Raw genomic sequence first — 19,389 nt, 5'->3', positions numbered from 1 at the left:
GTTCGCTTTTGTTATTGCCCGGCATCTTTTTGTAGGCTTCTTTCTTCCAGTTATGATGCTGTTCTACCAGCTTTTTTCTTTCTGTAGTTACTTTGAACTCTGAGTTTTCTTCCAGTTCATTCACGTATGCTTTGACATCTTCAACTACTTCTTTCTCCAACAGGCTGTCCATACTTGCATTGGCTTTGATGTAGGCACTATCGACACATTGACGCTTTCCTCTGACCATTCCTTTTTGAACACACAACGAAAGTACTTTTTGAAACAAACTCAAAAAGACTTCTTCGCCAAAAAGCTGTCGTGTACGGCTGATGGTGCTGTGCCAAGGCAGCTCTTCATCTAAATCATACCCCAGAAACAAACGAATACTCAAGCTGTCGGCACAATATCTTAGTAAAGCTCTGTCGCTATTGATGTTGTTGAGATAACCCACCAGCAATATTTTGAAGAAAACCACCGGGTCAATACTCTGTTGTCCTTCTCTGCCGTAGTATTTTTCTGTTGCCTTGTATAGAAAATGTAAATCTAAATATTGATTTACTTTGCGGTAAAAATCTTCCTTTTATTCTGCCTTAGCGAGCTCTAGGGCTAAAACTCCCCCTACTATCATAATTATCCCTATGATTTGGATAAAACTCAAAGGCTCTTTAAAAAAGAATACACCAATAATCGCAAGTATAGTTATACCTAAAGCCGCCCATATACCGTAAGCAACACCTATAGGCATGCCACTTTTTAGTGATAATGACAACAGAAAATATGCGCCGACCACACCTATTACAGCAATGCAGGATGGCCAAAATTTATTGAATCCATCTGACTGTCTCGTTGCTATAGCACCGATTATTTCAGCCAGAATTGCGCCTAAAAGGAAGAGATATTTCATACTTAATAATATTTTCAGCAAAGTTAAGCCAACGAAAAACGGTGTGAAATATGGAGTAAAAGAATCATATGGATAATATTATCACTATCCTATTACAAGAATCACAAAGAAGATATTCGTAAATTTGTACTCTAATTGTAATGTAAGAACAGCTAATGTACTTTAATAAAATACCACAGACATTGGATTACGGGGTGTCGGTAACTATGAAAGTCATAGGAGGCAAATGGAAACCGTGTATCATCGATTGTATAGCAAATGGAATAAATAGACCATCTCAGATCCAGAAGGCAATTAAGCAGGCTAGCCTTAGAGTGATAAACCAGCAATTATGTGAATTATTGGACTACGAAGTTGTCTCAAAAGAATCATTTGATGGCTATCCGCTAAGAGTAGAATATAAACTGACAGCGTTTGGGAATACTTTATTGCCGGTTATTGATGCTATGCAACAGTGGGGAGATGCTAATGCGGAAAAAGTGGCGGAGATAGCTATGAACAGGAATGAAAATATAGTTATATAGCAATTAATAAAACCTTCCACTATACTGAAACAGAGAAAATTTACTTGCTTTCAAGCTATTTTCTCTGTTTATTAAATTTGCACCAAATGCTGTAAATCCGGATCATTCTTGATGCGCTGCATTTCACTTCCGTAGTATTTTTCTGTTGCCTTGTATAGAAAATGCAAATCTAAATATTGATTTACTTTGCGGTAAAAATCTTCCTTGGGAACCAAGCGATCTAAGCTTAGTTCATAAAATAGTTTGGGTGTAAAATCTTTTCGTCCTTGCATATAGCAAGTTACAAAAAATAATTATATTTGATTTGAGTTGTGCAACAGGCACATCGGCTATACGCAAGGCAGGAATCCATCTTCGGTGGGTAGATGACGGATACGGCAAATGTTCATTTTCAAAAGAGCAATACTACTAAAAAGTCCCGTCCGGCGCATCGCTACGGAACTTTATTTGTAATTTTACCTAATAACCGTGCAGACATTAAACAGACACTATTAACTTGTAACCTAAAAAAATGAAAAACATGCAAAAATTACAATTTAAAAAAGAAATAAACGCATCAGCCCAAAAAGTATACGAAACAATGCTGGGCCTAAAGAGTAAAGCCACTTACGAATATTGGACAGCAACTTTTAACCCTAATTCTACTTATGAGGGTAGTTGGAACAAAGGAAGTAAAATCCTTTTTGTAGGAATAGATGAAAACGGTAAAAAAAGTGGAATGGTTTCAGAAATTGTAGAACACAAACCTGCCAATTTTATTTCCATTCGTCATTACGGATTTTTGGAAGGGGATACCGAAGTAACCACAGGAGAGCAGGTAGAAAAATGGGCAGGCGGACACGAAAACTACAGCTTTCAGGAGCATAACGGCATTACAACCGTAACCGTAGAGATGGATACTATTGATGAATATTTGGATTACTTCAATAACACTTATCCAAAAGCATTGGATAAATTAAAAGAAATTTCAGAACAGCAATAAAAACTGTAAAAACCACTCACTAATAGCGCCCCAACACTGCAGCTAATACGGGTTTATCTCCGGTGCTACTTCTGGGTTGCGTCAGGCGTTCAGAAGTGCAAACTGGGAGCTTTGCCCTTTTACTAAATTTTAATAATAAATTAAAATTTTGTGCTACTTTGGCGGTCGGAGCCGAAATCCCTCAACGCAAAGTCCGGGAAGGTTTCTAGCAGCATATCCCAAAAATTAAGTTTTATCAAAAATGGAAGGTTTTAAATTGATTGGACTTAAACTAAAAAGAAAAACAAAAAATGAAAATGAACAATCAGCAAAAGATTGCGGTGAGCTATGGCAACATTTTGAGATAAATAAAATAGCGGAACTTATACCAAATAAAATTTCCGATTCCATTTATGCTGTTTACTATGACTATGAAAGTGACGAAAAGGGACTATTTTCCTATTTCATAGGATGTAAAGTGGCCGAAAATACCGTAGCACCAAAGGATTTGGATGAATTGATAATTCCGCAACAAAACTATTATAAAGTAACCGCTAAAGGACAAATGACAGCTTGTATTTCGGAGGCTTGGACAAAAATTTGGAATGCTAACATCAACCGTAAATTTGGATTCGACTTCGAAATCTATGATGAACGAAGCCACAATTGGAATGATGCTGAAATTGAAATTTATCTTTCTATCAATGATTGAAAAAATAACCGATAACAGCTGCAGGTAACTAGGAGTTCACTACGTGGCTGCTTCGCGGTGGCGTAATGGTGGGTGAAGGATTTCTATTGAACATTTTGGCTAAACGGAACAGTAGTAATCTAATCCAGCTTAGTGCTAAAATACCGTCACTGACGTCAAGATCTTACTCGTTATGTCTCATTGTAGGACGACACCGAAATGACCGACTTCGAATGATAAAGATGAATTTAAAAACAACACTTATCGGACTGGCAATTTTGACTTTAACCAATTGCACTTCCAAAGCACAACAAACGACCCACACAGTAAAAATTGTTGGTGAGATGAGAAATGTAATGTGGAAAGGACAGCTTTACGGTAGTATCAACCTTGACACCATTGCCAACAAAACAAATCTATATGGACTTGGGCCTGTTGAATATTTAGCAGGAGAAATCTTGATCATCGACGGTAAGTCATATAAATCAACGGTGACTTCCGACACAACAATGGAAGTAGAAGAAACTTACGACATCAAAGCCCCATTTTTTGCTTATGCCAACATTTCAAGATGGACAGCGAAACCTTTGCCCGACAGTATTCAGACTATTCAACAACTTGAGACCTATCTAGACAAAGTAACTAAAAATTCGCCACGACCTTTTATGTTTAAACTAGCCGGAATAGTGGAATATGCGATCATTCATGTCGTGAATTTGCCGAAAGGTTCAAAAGTAAGTTCGCCGGAGGAAGCACATAAAGGGCAAAGAAAATATGAACTGCACAACGAACAAGTAGACATTGTAGGTTTCTTCTCGTTAGAGCATAAAACAATTTTTACGCACCATGACACATATTTGCATATGCACTTAATGACAACAGACAAACAAAAAATGGGGCATTTGGACGAAGTGTTGTTTAAAAAAGGAACAATAAAACTATACTTACCGGCAGAATGAAAGACAATAAAGGCATAACATCCGTTTGACTTCAGGCGGACAGATGTGCTACCTTGGAGCTTTGTACTCTGGAATGGAAAAGCAGCGAAGCTAATTCTCTCGAACGCAAAGCGAGGAATCGCTACCTATCTTTTTAGAAGAAGACTATTTCGCCGCGTTTTGGCAAGGTATTGACCTAAATTCCGCAAATGCACAACCACAAAACAACATTAGGCGGAGCCATAGCGGGTGCTATCAGTATCAGCGCCGCATTTGAAATAATAGAGAGTGGAAGAGTCGTTCTAGGGAAAAAGGAGTGGTGAAATTATAAAAAATAGAAGGCCGGGCACGGGGGCCTATGTGAGCTGCTGAGGCCGCTTATGACTGGGGCGATTGTATGGGTTGGTGGTAATTTATCCACAATTAATATAAGCCTTAAGCTTTATCCTTGAATAGTAGTTCCTATGAATAGCAATTGGTTATATGATTTTTTATTTCTTGCCATTACTATATGAAAAAACTATCTTTCCGGCATCTGGAAAAACACTTGTAATTTGATGAAAAGAAAAATTTTTGGGAACTTATAAGGTGGAGTATCTCGGATGCAGTCTGCAACGTGGTAAGCCACCCTGTTCCTTTTTAATGACAACACCATGCACATTAGAAATTACGAATTCAAAGCCCGAATAGAGGGCATAGAGCAATACGAACAACAACTGCTGAAATTGAGCCCACGATTTGTAGGTGAAGACCATCAGATCGATACTTATTTTAACGCGCCGCAGGGACGATTGAAGCTGCGTGAAGGTGATATCGAAAATGCCCTCATCCACTACGACCGACAGGATCTACAGGGTTCAAAGTTGTCGAACGTGATTTTGTATAAACACAAGCCCGATGGAGCCCTAAAGGATATTCTCATCCGCCAATTAGGTATCAAGGTGGTGGTGGATAAGCGCCGCCGCATTTATTTTATCGACAATGTAAAGTTTCATTTGGATCGGGTAGCCGGTCTCGGTACTTTTCTGGAGGTGGAAGCTATCGACGACAGCGGCTGCTATACCATCGAAGAACTAAAGGAGCAGTGCGACAAATACTACGAGTACTTCAAACTCAATCAGCAGGACCTGATTGAAAAATCTTATAGCGATTTGTTGTTGGAACAACAGATGGATAGCCCTTAAAATAACTGCTTGGAAGGGTGGGGGAAGTGCGGAATAAGACATTCTATCATTATTTTTGTTTAGCTGCTTAAGAACGGGCAAACTTATTGCACTTTGATAAGTTCCATCTTAAGTGTTATGCTGTTTGGGCAAGTTTGCTTGCTTCAATAGAATCCTATATCTTGGTCATGTATGCGAACGCAACCGCTATCTTAAACTAACCATATGTTGGACTATAGTTGCTTTATATCAAAAGGATGCTGGGCCTTTGAATTCCTCAATGGTATTTCAAAACTGTTAACTTTCAAATTTGTTCTTTATGAATCATCAAACTCACAATAAACTCGTCAACTTTATCTGGAGTATTGCCGACGACTGCCTCCGCGATGTGTACGTCCGCGGTAAGTATCGCGATGTGATCCTGCCATTTGTCGTACTACGACGGATCGACTCCCTACTGGAAGAAACAAAAGACCGCGTCATGGAGGAGGTCCAATTTCAAAAGGGAACACTGGGTCAGGCGGTACTTGACCCACGCGGACTGCAAAAAGCTTCGGGCTATGTTTTTTACAACACCTCCCCCTGGACGATGGAAAAGCTAAAGGGCACGGCTACCAACTCGCAACAAAAACTGGTGGCCAACTTTGAGGAATACCTCGACGGGTTTTCGGATAACGTCAAAGAAATAATCGGCAAGTTCAAGCTGCGGGAGCAAATCCGCCATATGGCGGCTAAGGATGTGTTGCTGGACGTGCTGGAAAAGTTTACTTCGTCTTATATCAACCTTACTCCTAAGGAGAAGAAAGACCCTGAAGGCAGAACCCTGCCGGCCTTAAGTAATCTGGGAATGGGCTATGTGTTCGAAGAGCTTATCCGAAAATTCAACGAAGAAAACAATGAAGAAGCGGGAGAACACTTTACACCTCGTGAGGTCATCCGATTGATGACCAAATTGATTTTTGAACCCATCAAAGACCAATTGCCTCCGGCCATTACCATCTATGATCCTGCCTGCGGTACAGGAGGAATGCTTACCGAAAGCGAAAACCTCCTGGTGGAAGAAGAGGAAGGTTACGGCTATAAGGGCGATGTGTATCTCTACGGTAAGGAAATCAACGATGAAACCTACGCCATCTGTAAATCGGATATGATGATTAAGGGTAAGAACCCGGGTCATATTCGTGTAGGGTCTACGCTGTCAACCGATGAGTTTTCGGGGCTGAGCTTCCACTTTATGCTCTCCAATCCGCCGTACGGAAAATCCTGGGCTACCGAGCAGAAGTATATTAAGGACGGTAAGGAAGTAATCGACCCTCGTTTCCGTGTACGGCTGAAGGATTATTGGGGCAACGTAGAGACGGTGGATGCTACGCCACGTTCGTCCGACGGACAATTGCTCTTCCTGATGGAGATGGTGAGCAAGATGAAGCCGGTTAACAAAAGATTATCCGGTTCTCGTATCGCTTCGGTGCACAACGGCTCGTCTTTGTTTACCGGTGATGCGGGTTCGGGCGAGTCGAATATCCGTAGGTATATCATCGAAAACGACTGGCTCGAGGCCATCATTCAGCTGCCCAACAATATGTTTTACAACACGGGCATTACCACCTATATCTGGTTGCTCGACAACAACAAACCCGAGCACCGCAAAGGCAAAGTGCAATTGATTGATGCAGGCAACCTGTATCGTAAACTGCGCAAAAACTTAGGCAACAAAAACTGCGAGTTTGCTCCCGAACACATCGAACTCATTACCCGTGCTTATCTCGAAAATTGGGACAGCGCTCCGGAAGATAGTCTGCTGAAGGTAAAACAGTTCCGCAACGAAGACTTTGGCTATTACAAAGTGAACATCGAACGCCCGCGCCGTCTTAAAGTGCAGTTTACACCCGAAGCCATCGAAACCTTGCGTTACGATAAGTCATTGCAAACACCGATGCAGGCTTTGTATGAAACCTATGGCGAAAAAGTGTACGCGGGCTTAAGCGCTTATGCCGATGAAATCAGCCACCGCTCCGAGCGGGAAGGCTGGGAGCTCAACAAAAAGCAAATAGCCAAACTGCTCGATGCCGACACCTGGCAGCAACAAAAAGTATTGTACGAAGCAGCACAGCAACTGGCCGCGCATTTTGGCGATAGAGTGTTTATGGATTTTAATCGCTTTTCAGAAGAATTGGATGAAGCCCTGAAGACTTTGAACCTTTCATTAAGTGCCGCGCAGAAAAAGAACCTAATGCAAGCCGTATCGGTATACGATGCTCAGGCCGAAAAAGTGGTGAAGAAAAAAGAAAAGCTGCAAGGCGACAAATTGAGCAAACTCCTGGACCACCTGGGTTGCAAGGAAGAAGAGCTGCCCTATTTCGGTTATTATCCTTCGGGGAAAAAAGGCGAGTACATCGTATACGAAAGCGAGACCGACCTGCGCGATGCCGAGCAGATTGGTTTGAATGAAAACATTTTGGATTATTTCCTGCGCGAAGTACAGCCGCACGTGCCCGAGGCCTGGATTGATTTGGACTCGGTGAAGATGGGGTATGAGGTCTCGTTCAACAAATATTTTTATCAGCACACGCCATTGCGCCCTGTGGAAGAGATAGCCGGGGATTTGTGGACTTTGGAACAGGAAGCCGAAGGATTATTAAAAGAAATTTTGGGATGCTAAAAAATGGAAACAACAATGAGTACGCTCGATATACATAGCCCGGCCCAAAGCTTAGCCCGCTATCCCGCCTATAAAGATAGTGGAGTAGAATGGATTGGGGAAATGCCGGAACATTGGGAGGTGAGGAAATTAAAGTATTTGGGTTATTTATTTTCAGGCTTATCCAATAAAAAGGGTGAAGATTTTAGTAAAGAGTATCTTCCTAATACAAAAGAATTCATTCCATTCACTACTATTTGTAATTTTTCTCAAATAAAAGAGGAAATTTTTCAGTATGTGAAAATCTCAAAATATGAACGACAAAACCTTGTAGAGAAGAATGATATATTGTTTTTGATGAGTAGTGAAACTGATGAAGATATAGCTCGATGTGCAGTTTATTTGTTGGATAAGAAAGTCCATTTAAACTCCTTTTGCAAAGGATTTAGATTGACAAGCGGTGAAACCCATCCAGTTTTTATAAACTATTTATTAAGCAGCAATACTTATCGTAAATACTTCCGAGCAAGTGGTAGAGGTTTTACACGAGTTAATATTAAGCAAGAGTATATCAACGATGCTATAGTCACTCTCCCCCCACTCTCCGAGCAATCCGCCATTGCTGAATTTTTGGATAAGAAATGTGAGCAGATTGACCGGTTGATTCGCATCAAAGAGCAGCAGATAGAGCGCTTGCAGGAGTTGCGCCAGGCGAAAATCCACCAGGCGGTGACCAAAGGCCTCAACCTCAATGTGCCCCTTAAAGACAGCGGCATTGAATGGATTGGACAAATCCCGGAGCATTGGGAGGTGAAGAGGTTGGCCTCTTTTGGGAGATTTTCTAAGGGGGGAGGATTTTCGAAAGCTGATTTAGTTGATGAAAAAGGTGTTGCTGCAATTCTCTATGGGGATATTTATACTAAGTACAATTATATAATTAATGAATCGGTGCGTTTAATTTCTAATGAGTCAGCTTCAAATGCAATTGTTTTAGAATATGATGATTTATTATTTACTGGTTCAGGTGAAACTAAAGAAGATATTGGAAAGTGTGTAGTATTTAAGTCTAATACTAAAACTGTTGCTGGTGGTGATGTTATTATTTTTAAACAAGTCTCAAATTCAAGTTGCTTTTTGGCGTATTGTTTAAATACAGAAGGAGTGAAGTTTGAAAAAGCTAAATCTTCTAAAGGTGAAATAATTGTACATACTTACGCATCAAAATTGAAAGAAATATCTGTTCCTATCCCTCCATTATCAGAACAAGAAGCCATCGTGGCTTACTTAGACGAAGCAACCAATAAAATAGACCAAACGATTAATCATTATCGAAACCAAATAGAAAAACTGAAGGAATACAAACAAAGTCTGATTAATGCCGCGGTAACGGGGAAGATAAAGGTAGCTTAAGGCAACATCAGATTTTGAATGGACGAAACAAAATATTAGTATGGACAAGGAACCATAAGCCGAGGATGAAGATACAGATGCACAGGGCGTCCAAAGCCGATGCCGCGTGAGGGATAGCAACGGAAAGCCCGCAGCGGTGCGAAACGCAGCGATAGCCGGTGAAGCACTGCGAGGACTTGGAGTGAATAGCCCGACCCGCCGTGCTGAATGGTAGTACCAACATTGAGCTATGGCAATAGGATGAGCAATGATATGCAGTGGATGAACGGCAAGAAGGCGGGGCACGCCCAAATAAATATAAACATTAACGAAGCATGCTTGCTTATGCAGAATGAGGAGGAACGAGCATTGGGGAAGTTGGTTAAACCAATAAACAAAAAAAAGAAAAGTGTGAACCACATATACTATTGCTGTTATGACCACAACCTATAACGAACAAGCCTTAGAAGCACTGATAGAAAAACATCTGACGGGGTATACCTCTGAGATGCGTCAGGGTGCGAATATAGTGGAAGAAGAACGGGAGCATTACCTTTCGGGTAAGGGGTATTATCCGAGCAGTCCTTCGGATTTTGATGCGCGCTATGCTTTGGATACACGCCGCTTTTGGGATTTTCTGGAAAAAACGCAACCGAAAGAATTGGCCAAACTCCAAAACTATAGCGACTGGCAATTGAGAATCCTGGAACGCTTCGACCGCAAAGCTAAAAAAGACGGCATCCTGAAGCTGCTCAAAAAAGGTTTGGAGGTGGATAATGCGCATTTCACCTTGTTTTACGAGGCTCCGGGAGCGGCTTCGGCCCAGTCGGTGCACGAGAACTTTTTGAAAAATCAGTTTTCCGTAACCCGTCAGGTGCGTTACTCTACCGTCAATCCGGGTGAGGAAATCGATATGGTCTTGTTCGTGAACGGCATTCCCCTGTGCACCATCGAACTCAAAAATCCCTGGACCGGCCAGACCGCTGCCGTGCAGGGCATTCATCAATACAAAAACCGCGATGAGCGGCAAACCCTGTTGCAGTTTGGCCGCTGCCTCGTACACTTTGTGGTGGATACCGACGAAGTGTATATGACCACCAAACTCCAGGGCTCCGATACCGTGTTTCTGCCCTTCAACAAAGGCAACAACTTCGGCAAAGGCAATCCGGTAAACCCGAACGGACATAAAACCGCCTATCTGTGGGAAGAGATTTTTTCGCGTGAGGTGTGGGCGCAGATCATTCAACATTATATGCTGCTCGAAGGCGATGACAAAGAGCCATTGTCGAAGAAATATTACATCTTCCCACGCTATCATCAACTCGATGTGGTGCGCCGCCTCGTGGCCGACGTGCAACAAAACGGCGTGGGCAAAACCTACCTGATACAGCACTCGGCCGGTTCGGGTAAGTCGCACTCCATCACCTGGACGGCCTTCCGCCTGATTGAGTTGGAGCAAGACGGCAGGCCGATGTTCGACTCGGTGGTGGTGGTTACCGACCGCAAAGTATTGGACAGACAATTGCGCGAAAACATCAAACAATTTTCCGAAGTCAAAAACATTATAGCCCCTGCCTATTCCTCCGGCGATTTGAGACAGGCCCTGGAATCGGGCAAGCGCATTATCGTAACCACCATTCAGAAATTCCCCTTCATCCTGGATGAAATAGACGATATGGCACAGCGGCGCTTTGCCGTCATCATCGACGAGGCGCACAGCAGTCAGGGAGGCATAGCCGCCGGAAAGATGAATCAGGTATTGGGTGCATTGGAGGTGAACGAAGAAGGTGAAATAGATGCGCAGGAGCTCATCTTGCGCGCTATGCATGCCAGAAAAATGCGCAAGAATGCTTCTTATTTTGCTTTTACGGCCACACCCAAAGGCAGTACCCTCGAGCGATTTGGCGAGCGCCAGCCCGATGGGAGTTTTAAACCCTTCCATTTGTACTCCATGAAACAAGCCATTGAGGAAGGATTTATTTTGGATGTGCTGGCCAATTACACGACGTACAAGAGTTATTACCAGCTGTATAAATCCATAGAAGACAATCCGGAGTTCAATACCCGCAGGGCACAGCGGATATTGAAAGCCTTTGTGGAGCGGGACCCCCGAACCATTCAGGCCAAAGCCCAAATAATGCTCGATCACTTCATTGGGCAGGTGTACAACAAAAAGCTGCTCAAGGGCAAAGCCAAAGCCATGGTGGTTACACAAAACATCGTGTCAGCCATTCGATATTACCAGGCCTTAAAGCAGTTGTTACAAGAGCGTGGCAATCCGTTTAAAATACTGGTAGCCTTTTCCGGTACCAAAACCGTGGACGGCATTGAGTATACGGAATCCTCTATCAATGGTTTTCCTGATAGCGATACCAAGGAAGTTTTTGACCGCGACGAATACCGCATACTGGTCGTGGCCAACAAGTACCTCACCGGTTTTGACCAGCCCAAGCTTACGGCAATGTATATCGACAAAAAACTGCAGGGGGTATTGTGCGTGCAGGCCTTGTCGCGCCTCAACCGCTCCGCTCCCAAGCTGGGTAAGAAAACCGAAAACCTGTTTATCCTCGACTTTGCCAACGATACCAACGATATCAAAGCCGCATTCGATCCGTTTTATACCTCCACCAGTCTGAGCGCTGCAACGGATGTAAACGTGTTGCACGACCTCAAAGACGAGCTGGACGAGTCGGGTATTTACGAATGGTCGGAGGTGGAAGACTTCAATCAAAAATTTTTCACCAATGCCTCAGCCGATGAGCTGAGTCCGATCATCGATACGGCCGCACAGCGTTTCAATGAAGGGCTGGAATTGGATGAAGACACCAAAGCCGATATAAAGGTAAAAGCCAAGCATTTTGTCAAGGTATATGGGCAGGTGTCGTCTATACTGGAGTTTGACAATCTTCGTTGGGAGCAATTGTTTTGGTTTTTGAAGTTTTTGATACCGAAGATGGTGGTACGTCGCAGGGAAGATGAAATACTGGATGAACTTTTGGACTCGGTAGATTTATCTACCTACGGTATAGAACGTACCAGGTTGAACGAGCGTATTGGGTTAGATGCTTCGGAGGCAACCTTAGATCCTGCCAATGCCAATCCCCGCAGTGCACACGTAGTGGATGAAAAAGCCGCCCTGGATGAGATCATCAAGCAGTTCAATGAGCGATGGTTTGCCGATTGGGAAGCCACCCCCGAAGACAAGCGGCAGTTTTTTTATACCTTTTTAGACAAGATTCAGCAGCATCCTGATTTTGAGTCTAAGTACAAAAACAATCCCGATGCCCATACGCGGGAGTTGGCGTATGAAAAGATCGTAGAGCAGGTGGTGTACGAGTTGCGCCGGCTGCATTTAGACTTTGCCAGGAAATGGACTGATGAACATTTTAAGCAAGATTTCAAAGCCAGTACACAGCGAGCGATTGGGGGGTGGTAGAGGAAAGAGAATTGCATAAGTGGGGCGTAAAAGTTATTTGATGAAGTAGAGGGGATAATTAGAAAAGTATGCAATGTTCGAAGGAACAAGGGGGATAGTTATGTATTGTAAAAAGAAAAGAATCATAGAGGGAGATGGAAATGATTAGGAGGTAGAGTTGAAGGCAAGTTTTGTAAAATTCTTAAAATGTATTTATATGGAAAACCACACCAAACAAACCACCTATAAGTACGATGAGATAGCTGATAAACATTATTTTGCCGGCTTCTTCAATTTGGCTTGGAATAATATAGAAATTGTCTTCAAGGTATTTCTTAAAAAGTTCAAGTTAATTGAAGATAAAGACAAGAAAATTGAAGTAAATCCACTTTCATTTGTTGATAATTACTTTAAAAATGAACTGGCTTTATCTGACTATCGGGATAGAATTGATTTCTTAAAACAATATTTTCCGGTTGTCCAATATTTAGAATTGTTGGTTAGCAAAAACAACGACTTGGAGAAATGTATCGGTGAAGAAAAAGAAAATAAGCGTAGAGAATGTTTTAGAGCTAAGTTCAAGTCTTTAATAAGGACAATTAATGAATTAAGAAATTATTATACACACCATTACCATAAACCTATCATTGTAGATGAAGCTACATTTGAATTATTAGATGAGCTATTTCTTACCGTTGTTAAAGAGGTGAAGAGATACAAGATGAAAGGGGAGCCCATACGTCATTTATTCAAAAAAGAATTAAATAACGAGCTCACGGCTCTCATCAAATTGAAAAAATCCGAGTTAGAAACACGTCGAAAGGAAGGTAAAAGAGTAAATATTGATCCTGTCTCTATAGAAAATGCAGTACTCAATGATGCATTTTCTCACTTACTGTTTGGGGAAAAGGGGGAAAAATTTTATCAATCTAAATCAACATCTTCTAACCAGCAATCTACAATCAATATTTCGGAAAGTGGTTTGTTGTTTTTGTTGGGCATGTTTTTACATAGAAAAGAAAGTGAACGGTTAAGGAGCAATATCCAAGGTTTTAAAGCAAAAGTAGTGCGTGACCCTGAGAAGCCAATTGATTTTAAGAACAACAGCCTGAAATATATGGCTACCCATTGGGTGTTCAACCATTTGGCAGCAAAACCCATCAAAGAACGATTAAATACTGCTTTTCAAAAAGAAACATTACTATTACAAATTGCTGATGAATTGAGTAAGGTGCCGGATGAAGTTTATCAAACCTTTTCTCAAGAGAAAAAAAATGAATTTTTAGAAGACATTAATGAATATTTTAAAACAGGAAATGATATCAAAAGCTTCGAAGAAAGCAGAGTAGTCCATCCGGTAATTCGAAAGCGTTATGAAAATAAATTTAACTATTTTGTTCTGCGTTTCTTGGATGAGTTTATTGATTTTCCAACACTTCGCTTTCAGATTCATTTAGGCAACTATGTACATGACCAAAAAGAAAAACCAATATCACAAGGTACTCATCTAATAACCCAAAGAATCATTAAAGAGAAAATAAACCTATTCGGAAAACTATCAGAAGTAACCAATAACAAAACAGATTTCTTTCAAAAATTAGAAGTAGCTGGTGGTGAAACAAATTTGGAAATGTTCCCTGAGCCGTCTTATAATTTTGTGGGGAATAATATACCTATTTACCTCAATTTGGCTAAATCTAAAGTTGAAGGAGCAAAAGAATTGAATTCTCATCTAATAAGATTAAATAATGAAGAAAAGAAGCATCAAAAAAAGAGAACGGGTAACAAACCTGATAAGACGGCAATATTGAGCGAAATTCAAATTAGTGGCATTTCTTATGGAAAGCCAGTAGCATTGCTATCCTTAAATGAATTGCCGGCTTTGCTTTATGAATTACTGATTAATGGTAAGTCAGGAGAGGAAATTGAAAATATTTTGGTGGAAAAATTAGTAGCACGTTATAAAACGATAAATAATTTTTCACCTGATAATCCTCTACCCACATCTCAGATTTCCAAAAAGCTCAGAAAAGCTACAGCTAATGAAAGAATAGATATAGATAAATTGATTAGAGCAATAGACAGAGAAATAACTGTATCAAAAGAAAAGGCTAACCTAATTGCTACCAAGCTACGTGACTGGGAAAATGCGAAGACAAATAGAAAATATGTTTTTACGAAAAAAGAGTTGGGTCAAGAAGCTACGTGGTTGGCGGATGACATCAAGCGATTCATGCCTAATAAGATAAAAGAAAATTGGAAGGGTTACCAGCACAGTCATTTACAACTATTGTTGGCGTTTTATGAAAGCCGTCCTAATGAGGCCTATTCTTTTTTACGAGAGTTTTGGAACCTGGATGATGATACTTATTTATTTAACCGATGGCTCAAAACTTCTTTTAACGAAAAAAGCTTCCATAAATTTTATCTAAAGTATTTAGAAAATAGGAAGGAATATTTTGAAAACATACAACAACAAATCACTGCTTTCAAAAACCAAGAAAAACTCTTAAAAAAGTTTATCGAGCAGCAGCATATATGGTCGGTTTTTTATAAGCGATTGTATATAGTTTCTCCAATTGAAGAACAAAAAAGGCAGTTGCTTTTAAAACCTTTGGTATTTACCCGAGGCATTTTTGATCCAAAGCCAACGTATATTGAAGGAAAGGAATTCGAAGGGAATAAAGATTTGTTTGCGGATTGGTATCAGTATATTCATGATGAAGAACATGTATTGCAGAAATTCTATAGTTGGAAAAGAGACTACAAGGAACTTTTTGAAAAATTTAAAGCGTCTGATGAGTTTACTAATAACAAATACCAGCTTAGTGAAAAGCAGCAATTTGAGTTATTTAATAGAAAGTGGGACAAAAAAATACGGAAAATTATTGGTCAGGATTTGTTCTTAAATTTAATCATCAAACGCATCATAAAAGAGCTCTACCATCAAGACGTAGCATTGAATTTAGCCGATTATTACTTAACACAAGAAGAAAGAATAGAGAAAGAACAACGTGCAAAACAACAAACCAATAGACTAAAAGGTGATAAATCAGAAAACATCATCAATGACAGTTTTATTTGGAATATGACCATTTCCTATAAAACTGACTATATTGATGAGCCGGCTATAAAGCTAAAAGATATTGGCAAATTCATACGCTTTCTCAACGATGAAAAAGTAGAACGGATTTTTAGCTATACGCCTAAAAAAAATAATTGGAGAAAGGATGAGATAGAAAAGGAATTGGAAATGTATGAAAAAATAAGAAGAGAAGAGGTGTTTAAAATGATTCAAGAATTAGAAAAGAAGATTTTAGAAAAACATAAATTTGATGGTATAAATCATCCAGATGAATTTGAAAAGAGTGGAAACCCCAACTTCAAGAAATATATAGCTCAAGGTGTATTGAAAAAACATGGAATACAAGATGTTGTTATTGAGTGGATTGAAAATCTTGGAGAAAATAGCTATGAGGATAATAATACACTAGAGTTGCTAGTTCAAAAAGATGAAAAAGTACAGGATGCGTTTTTATTGATATATTTACGTAATAAGTTTGCTCACAACCAGTTGCCTACAAAAGAAATTTTTGACATAATCGTGTCCAAAACAGACACTAAATCTTATGTGGCAGAGACTCTTTTGAACTATATATCGATTACCTCGAGAAGAATTTTAAATTAGTTTAGAATAAAAAACCAGTTCTTTGTCATCTCGGACCATACGATATTTGCTGATTTTACTGATGAAAAATTAGCTTTACCCTTTACGAAATCAAGGGCGTACAATTTCCTGTTGTAACTGCCCTTATTTTGAAGGGTAAACACAACGCGCATCTAAGCACCCGATAACCCGGAGCAGTTGTAACTGCCCTTATTTTGAAGGGTAAACACAACAACTTGCCTATATGTGTTGGAACGGTAAAGTTGTAACTGCCCTTATTTTGAAGGGTAAACACAACAACTTGCCTATATGTGTTGGAACGGTAAAGTTGTAACTGCCCTTATTTTGAAGGGTAAACTCAACGAATAATAGAATTATCCTCTCACAAAGTCCTTGGAGAAGCATGTCAGGCTTTTATTCCTGCAAGCATTGTTGGGATAAAAGTATTCTGAAGCAATCGTAATGATACGGGGGAGTGTTATAAAGAATCAATTCGGTATGGCTACGAAACTTTCTTTCCCAATCGAAAGAAAACTAAACGTGCTTCGCAAACTGTAGGAGCAGTAAGTAATCATACTATTTTGCCAGGTCCTTCCCCCACTTTTTATTATTTATGTCATCACCGGCGAAGCTATTTTTTTACTTCTTTGCTACATTCTCGTCAAAACAACCCCGTCCTCTCTCTTGAATCCGCTTATTTCATCGTTAGGGCATATCTTCCTGAAAGTTTATGGCGTAAGCCATGGGGGGCCTAATTATTGTAACCTCCCTGGGATCACCTGTTCCTAATGTTGTGTTTTATTTTGCGATCATCCATGCATTGCTCAATCAGGTTTGCTAATTACATTCACCGTTTGCCAGGTGCTGTGAAGTCAGGATCGTATACCGGTAGATACTTACTCTTCCTTGCTTAGCGTCAGTATATAGCTTACTATTTCGCTTGTCTCTTCGATGGAGAGTTGGGTTTTAAAGGAGGGCATTTTGTTACGTCCTTCCCGAACGATCTTCAATAGTCTTGCACTGTCTAAGCTTGACTGTCGAAGGTTAGTTGCACCATTGATTCGGGCAGTGCCATCATTTCCGTGGCAGGCACTGCAGTAACGGATGTACAGTTCGGAGCCGCTCGTTGCAGACGCTGCAACGGGGGCGTCTCGTCAGAAGCAATATTGCAGGCCAGCCATATTGCCATTATGAAGGCTAAGTAATATCGCATAGGCATCTTGAATTAAAACCGAAATGCAGAAACGATAAGTATGACAGCCAGAATGAGCATTACTATAATGTAGAATCGATGCTGTTGCGCGAAAAACTTCATTAATTCCCGTTCTGATGGTTGAAGCACATCATTCTTAAAGGTATGGTTGAACCATTTTCGTTGTCTTGTGGTGAAGATGAAGAAGAGTACGATGCTGAGGATGGCTAAGGGAAATTTTATTTGAAACCATAATTGTTCGGAATAAATGCCTTTGGTTGCCGCCATCATGGCAACACCAGAGACGACAGCCAGTATGCCTGCCAGATGTATGTTTCGGCTGATTTTGTTTTTTATGTTGTATAAAAAGAACGCTTTATCAGAGTCGGTAAAGAAAGCTTGTCTCAGCTTTCTGAATAAAAGATAATCGGTAAAAGCCGTACCAATAAACAGTACAAATCCGACCATGTGCAGACTGAGTAAGATGGGATACACTGTATGCATACTGATTGAAGTTGAGAAATGTTGGGTGATAGAAAAATTAGTGGGCTACTTCTACAATCGCTTGATAGGTTTGCGCATCGTCTATATGGTTGATAATAAAGTCGGCCAGGTCTGCGCGGGAGATGCTCAAGCAAGCATCCAAAAAATCATTGACCGCATACCGATATTGGCCTGTGTAGGAGCCTTTGGTGAGACGGGGCGGTCGTACGGAAGTCCAATCCAGATTGCTTTTTTTCAAAACATCTTCCATTCGTAGGGTATCGTCGTATAGATGACGAAGGAATCGTTGCAGCACATTCTTGATAAAAAATCTGATGAAGAGATTGTGCTTGGGACTCACTTCCACCCCTGAGGCTGAAATACAGATAAGGCGGCGCACCTGTTGGCGATGCATTGCAGTTGTCAGCATCTTTATGCCCTCTGAAAAAACATAAACCGGTTGTTGCACTGCCTTAATTCCTATTGCCGAAATCACGGCGTAGGCTCCCGCTAGTTCGTCAAAATAGGTATCGGGTTGAAGGATGTCGCTTTTCACCACCTTAAGATGAGGATGCGTAAGGGTGATGGTTCCCGGCCTTCTTACCATAGCAACTACCTGATAGTTATGACGTAAAGCCAGATTGACAAGGAAGCATCCCGTTCCTCCATTAGCTCCAAAGATGATTAGCTTTTTCATGGGTTATTTTATTTCGGTTGCGTAATAAATATTGACAAATATACTTTGTTCCCAAATAAAAATATCGAATCCGAAGTAATTTTATATATTTTTGTTGCGAAAACACAGAAAATGGAAGAAACGGTCGAATTGGTATGTCGTTGGGCGGAATTCAAGAAAGCGCATCCCAACGCTTCTATTGAAGATTTTTGTCGGTATTACATCATTGAGCAAAGAGAGAATACCAAGCAAGAATCCTTGGTAGGGGGCGTTATTCCCGATAGTGTTTCAGGTTTACTGGTTAAGTTGCTTGCACGCATTGCCCGTATTCACGCTACCTATGTATCTATGGTATTGGAAGAGGAAGCTGTGTCAAGAATAGAAGAAGTGGGGATTTTGGCAACTCTCTATCAAATGGGACATCCCAAAAAATCGGAGGTGATCTATTCCAATTTGCTTGATTTTTCGAGCGGTACTGATATGATTGCTCGTCTGAAGACCAAAGGATTTGTTAATGAATCGGAAGACAAGGAAGACAAACGCTCGAAGCGCTTATCGTTGACTAAGGAGGGAAAGAAAGTATTTTTGAAGGTCATTCAAAAGATAGTGCGTGTAGCGAATCTGTTAACATACGATATGTCGGAAGACGACAAAAAATTGTGCATTCAGTTACTGAAGCATATCGACATAAAGTTTTCGGCTGTGGTGCATAAACACAAGGGGAGAAAATTTGATGATGTCTATCGCGAAATGACTTCCTAGA

Annotated in this window: 16 protein-coding genes and 1 pseudogene; 10 read left to right on the top strand and 7 right to left on the bottom strand. The window is 40.7% G+C overall.

From position 1 onward, the window contains the following. Positions 1-502, bottom strand: a pseudogene (locus V2H41_RS12855) (transposase); the annotation flags it as partial. Between the two features lie 60 nt (positions 503-562). Further along, positions 563-886: a DMT family transporter gene (locus V2H41_RS12850; protein ID WP_330975564.1), complete on the bottom strand. Its 324-nt coding sequence runs from the start codon at positions 884-886 to the stop codon at positions 563-565. A gap of 206 nt (positions 887-1,092) precedes the next feature. On the opposite strand from V2H41_RS12850, the gene V2H41_RS12845 reads away from it, so the two are divergent. Then, complete coding sequence (locus V2H41_RS12845) at positions 1,093-1,410, top strand: winged helix-turn-helix transcriptional regulator (protein WP_330975563.1); 318 nt, start codon at positions 1,093-1,095, stop codon at positions 1,408-1,410. Positions 1,411-1,481: 71 nt separating this feature from the next. Here V2H41_RS12845 and V2H41_RS12840 read toward each other — a convergent pair whose 3' ends face one another. Then, positions 1,482-1,682 carry a hypothetical protein gene (locus V2H41_RS12840; protein WP_330975562.1) on the bottom strand — a complete coding sequence of 67 codons (201 nt, stop codon included), beginning with the start codon at positions 1,680-1,682 and terminating at the stop codon, positions 1,482-1,484. A 248-nt stretch (positions 1,683-1,930) separates the two neighbouring features. Here V2H41_RS12840 and V2H41_RS12835 point away from each other — a divergent pair, with 248 nt between their 5' ends. The 8 genes from V2H41_RS12835 to cas13b all read left to right on the top strand — a co-directional run bounded on the left by V2H41_RS12835 (position 1,931) and on the right by cas13b (position 16,296). After that, positions 1,931-2,392, top strand: a complete 462-nt coding sequence (locus V2H41_RS12835) for an SRPBCC family protein (RefSeq protein WP_330975561.1) — start codon at positions 1,931-1,933, stop codon at positions 2,390-2,392. Between the two features lie 241 nt (positions 2,393-2,633). Further along, complete coding sequence (locus tag V2H41_RS12830) at positions 2,634-3,083, top strand: GyrI-like domain-containing protein (protein ID WP_330975560.1); 450 nt, start codon at positions 2,634-2,636, stop codon at positions 3,081-3,083. A 221-nt stretch (positions 3,084-3,304) separates the two neighbouring features. Then, positions 3,305-4,021, top strand: a complete 717-nt coding sequence (locus tag V2H41_RS12825) for an acetolactate decarboxylase (protein WP_330975559.1) — start codon at positions 3,305-3,307, stop codon at positions 4,019-4,021. A 632-nt stretch (positions 4,022-4,653) separates the two neighbouring features. Next, a complete protein-coding gene (cyaB, locus tag V2H41_RS12820; protein WP_330975558.1) occupies positions 4,654-5,184 on the top strand; it encodes a class IV adenylate cyclase in 531 nt (176 codons plus the stop codon). A 298-nt stretch (positions 5,185-5,482) separates the two neighbouring features. Beyond that, positions 5,483-7,825, top strand: a complete 2,343-nt coding sequence (locus V2H41_RS12815; RefSeq protein ID WP_330975557.1) for a type I restriction-modification system subunit M — start codon at positions 5,483-5,485, stop codon at positions 7,823-7,825. A 15-nt stretch (positions 7,826-7,840) separates the two neighbouring features. Next, the gene (locus V2H41_RS12810) at positions 7,841-9,214 is read left to right on the top strand and encodes a restriction endonuclease subunit S (protein ID WP_330975556.1); all 1,374 of its coding nucleotides are present in this window, start codon (positions 7,841-7,843) and stop codon (positions 9,212-9,214) included. Between the two features lie 415 nt (positions 9,215-9,629). Continuing rightward, entirely contained in the window at positions 9,630-12,629 is a 3,000-nt protein-coding gene (locus tag V2H41_RS12805) for a type I restriction endonuclease subunit R (RefSeq protein WP_330975555.1), read from the top strand. Positions 12,630-12,825: 196 nt separating this feature from the next. After that, the gene (cas13b, locus tag V2H41_RS12800) at positions 12,826-16,296 is read left to right on the top strand and encodes a type VI-B CRISPR-associated RNA-guided ribonuclease Cas13b (protein WP_330975554.1); all 3,471 of its coding nucleotides are present in this window, start codon (positions 12,826-12,828) and stop codon (positions 16,294-16,296) included. 875 nt (positions 16,297-17,171) lie between these two features. Here the strand turns inward: cas13b and V2H41_RS13990 are convergent. The 4 genes from V2H41_RS13990 to V2H41_RS12785 are packed head-to-tail and all read right to left on the bottom strand — an operon-like array spanning position 17,172 to position 18,647. Next, complete coding sequence (locus V2H41_RS13990; protein WP_419784742.1) at positions 17,172-17,381, bottom strand: c-type cytochrome; 210 nt, start codon at positions 17,379-17,381, stop codon at positions 17,172-17,174. Further along, on the bottom strand, positions 17,300-17,488 hold the full coding sequence (locus tag V2H41_RS12795; RefSeq protein WP_330975553.1) for a hypothetical protein: 189 nt from the start codon (positions 17,486-17,488) through the stop codon (positions 17,300-17,302). The genes V2H41_RS13990 and V2H41_RS12795 overlap by 82 nt, the downstream gene beginning before the upstream one ends. Before the next feature lie 12 nt (positions 17,489-17,500). Then, a complete protein-coding gene (locus tag V2H41_RS12790; protein ID WP_330975552.1) occupies positions 17,501-17,971 on the bottom strand; it encodes a hypothetical protein in 471 nt (156 codons plus the stop codon). A 37-nt stretch (positions 17,972-18,008) separates the two neighbouring features. Further along, positions 18,009-18,647: an NAD(P)-dependent oxidoreductase gene (locus V2H41_RS12785; protein WP_330975551.1), complete on the bottom strand. Its 639-nt coding sequence runs from the start codon at positions 18,645-18,647 to the stop codon at positions 18,009-18,011. 111 nt (positions 18,648-18,758) lie between these two features. Between V2H41_RS12785 and V2H41_RS12780 the strand changes: the two genes are divergently transcribed. After that, complete coding sequence (locus tag V2H41_RS12780; protein WP_330975550.1) at positions 18,759-19,388, top strand: MarR family winged helix-turn-helix transcriptional regulator; 630 nt, start codon at positions 18,759-18,761, stop codon at positions 19,386-19,388. Position 19,389 lies beyond the last annotated feature (1 nt).

This window comes from Niabella digestorum (assembly GCF_036409055.1).
Classification (GTDB): domain Bacteria; phylum Bacteroidota; class Bacteroidia; order Chitinophagales; family Chitinophagaceae; genus Niabella; species Niabella composti.
The sequence above is the reverse complement of the archived record's forward strand: the minus strand, read 5'-3'. Positions and strand labels throughout refer to the sequence as shown.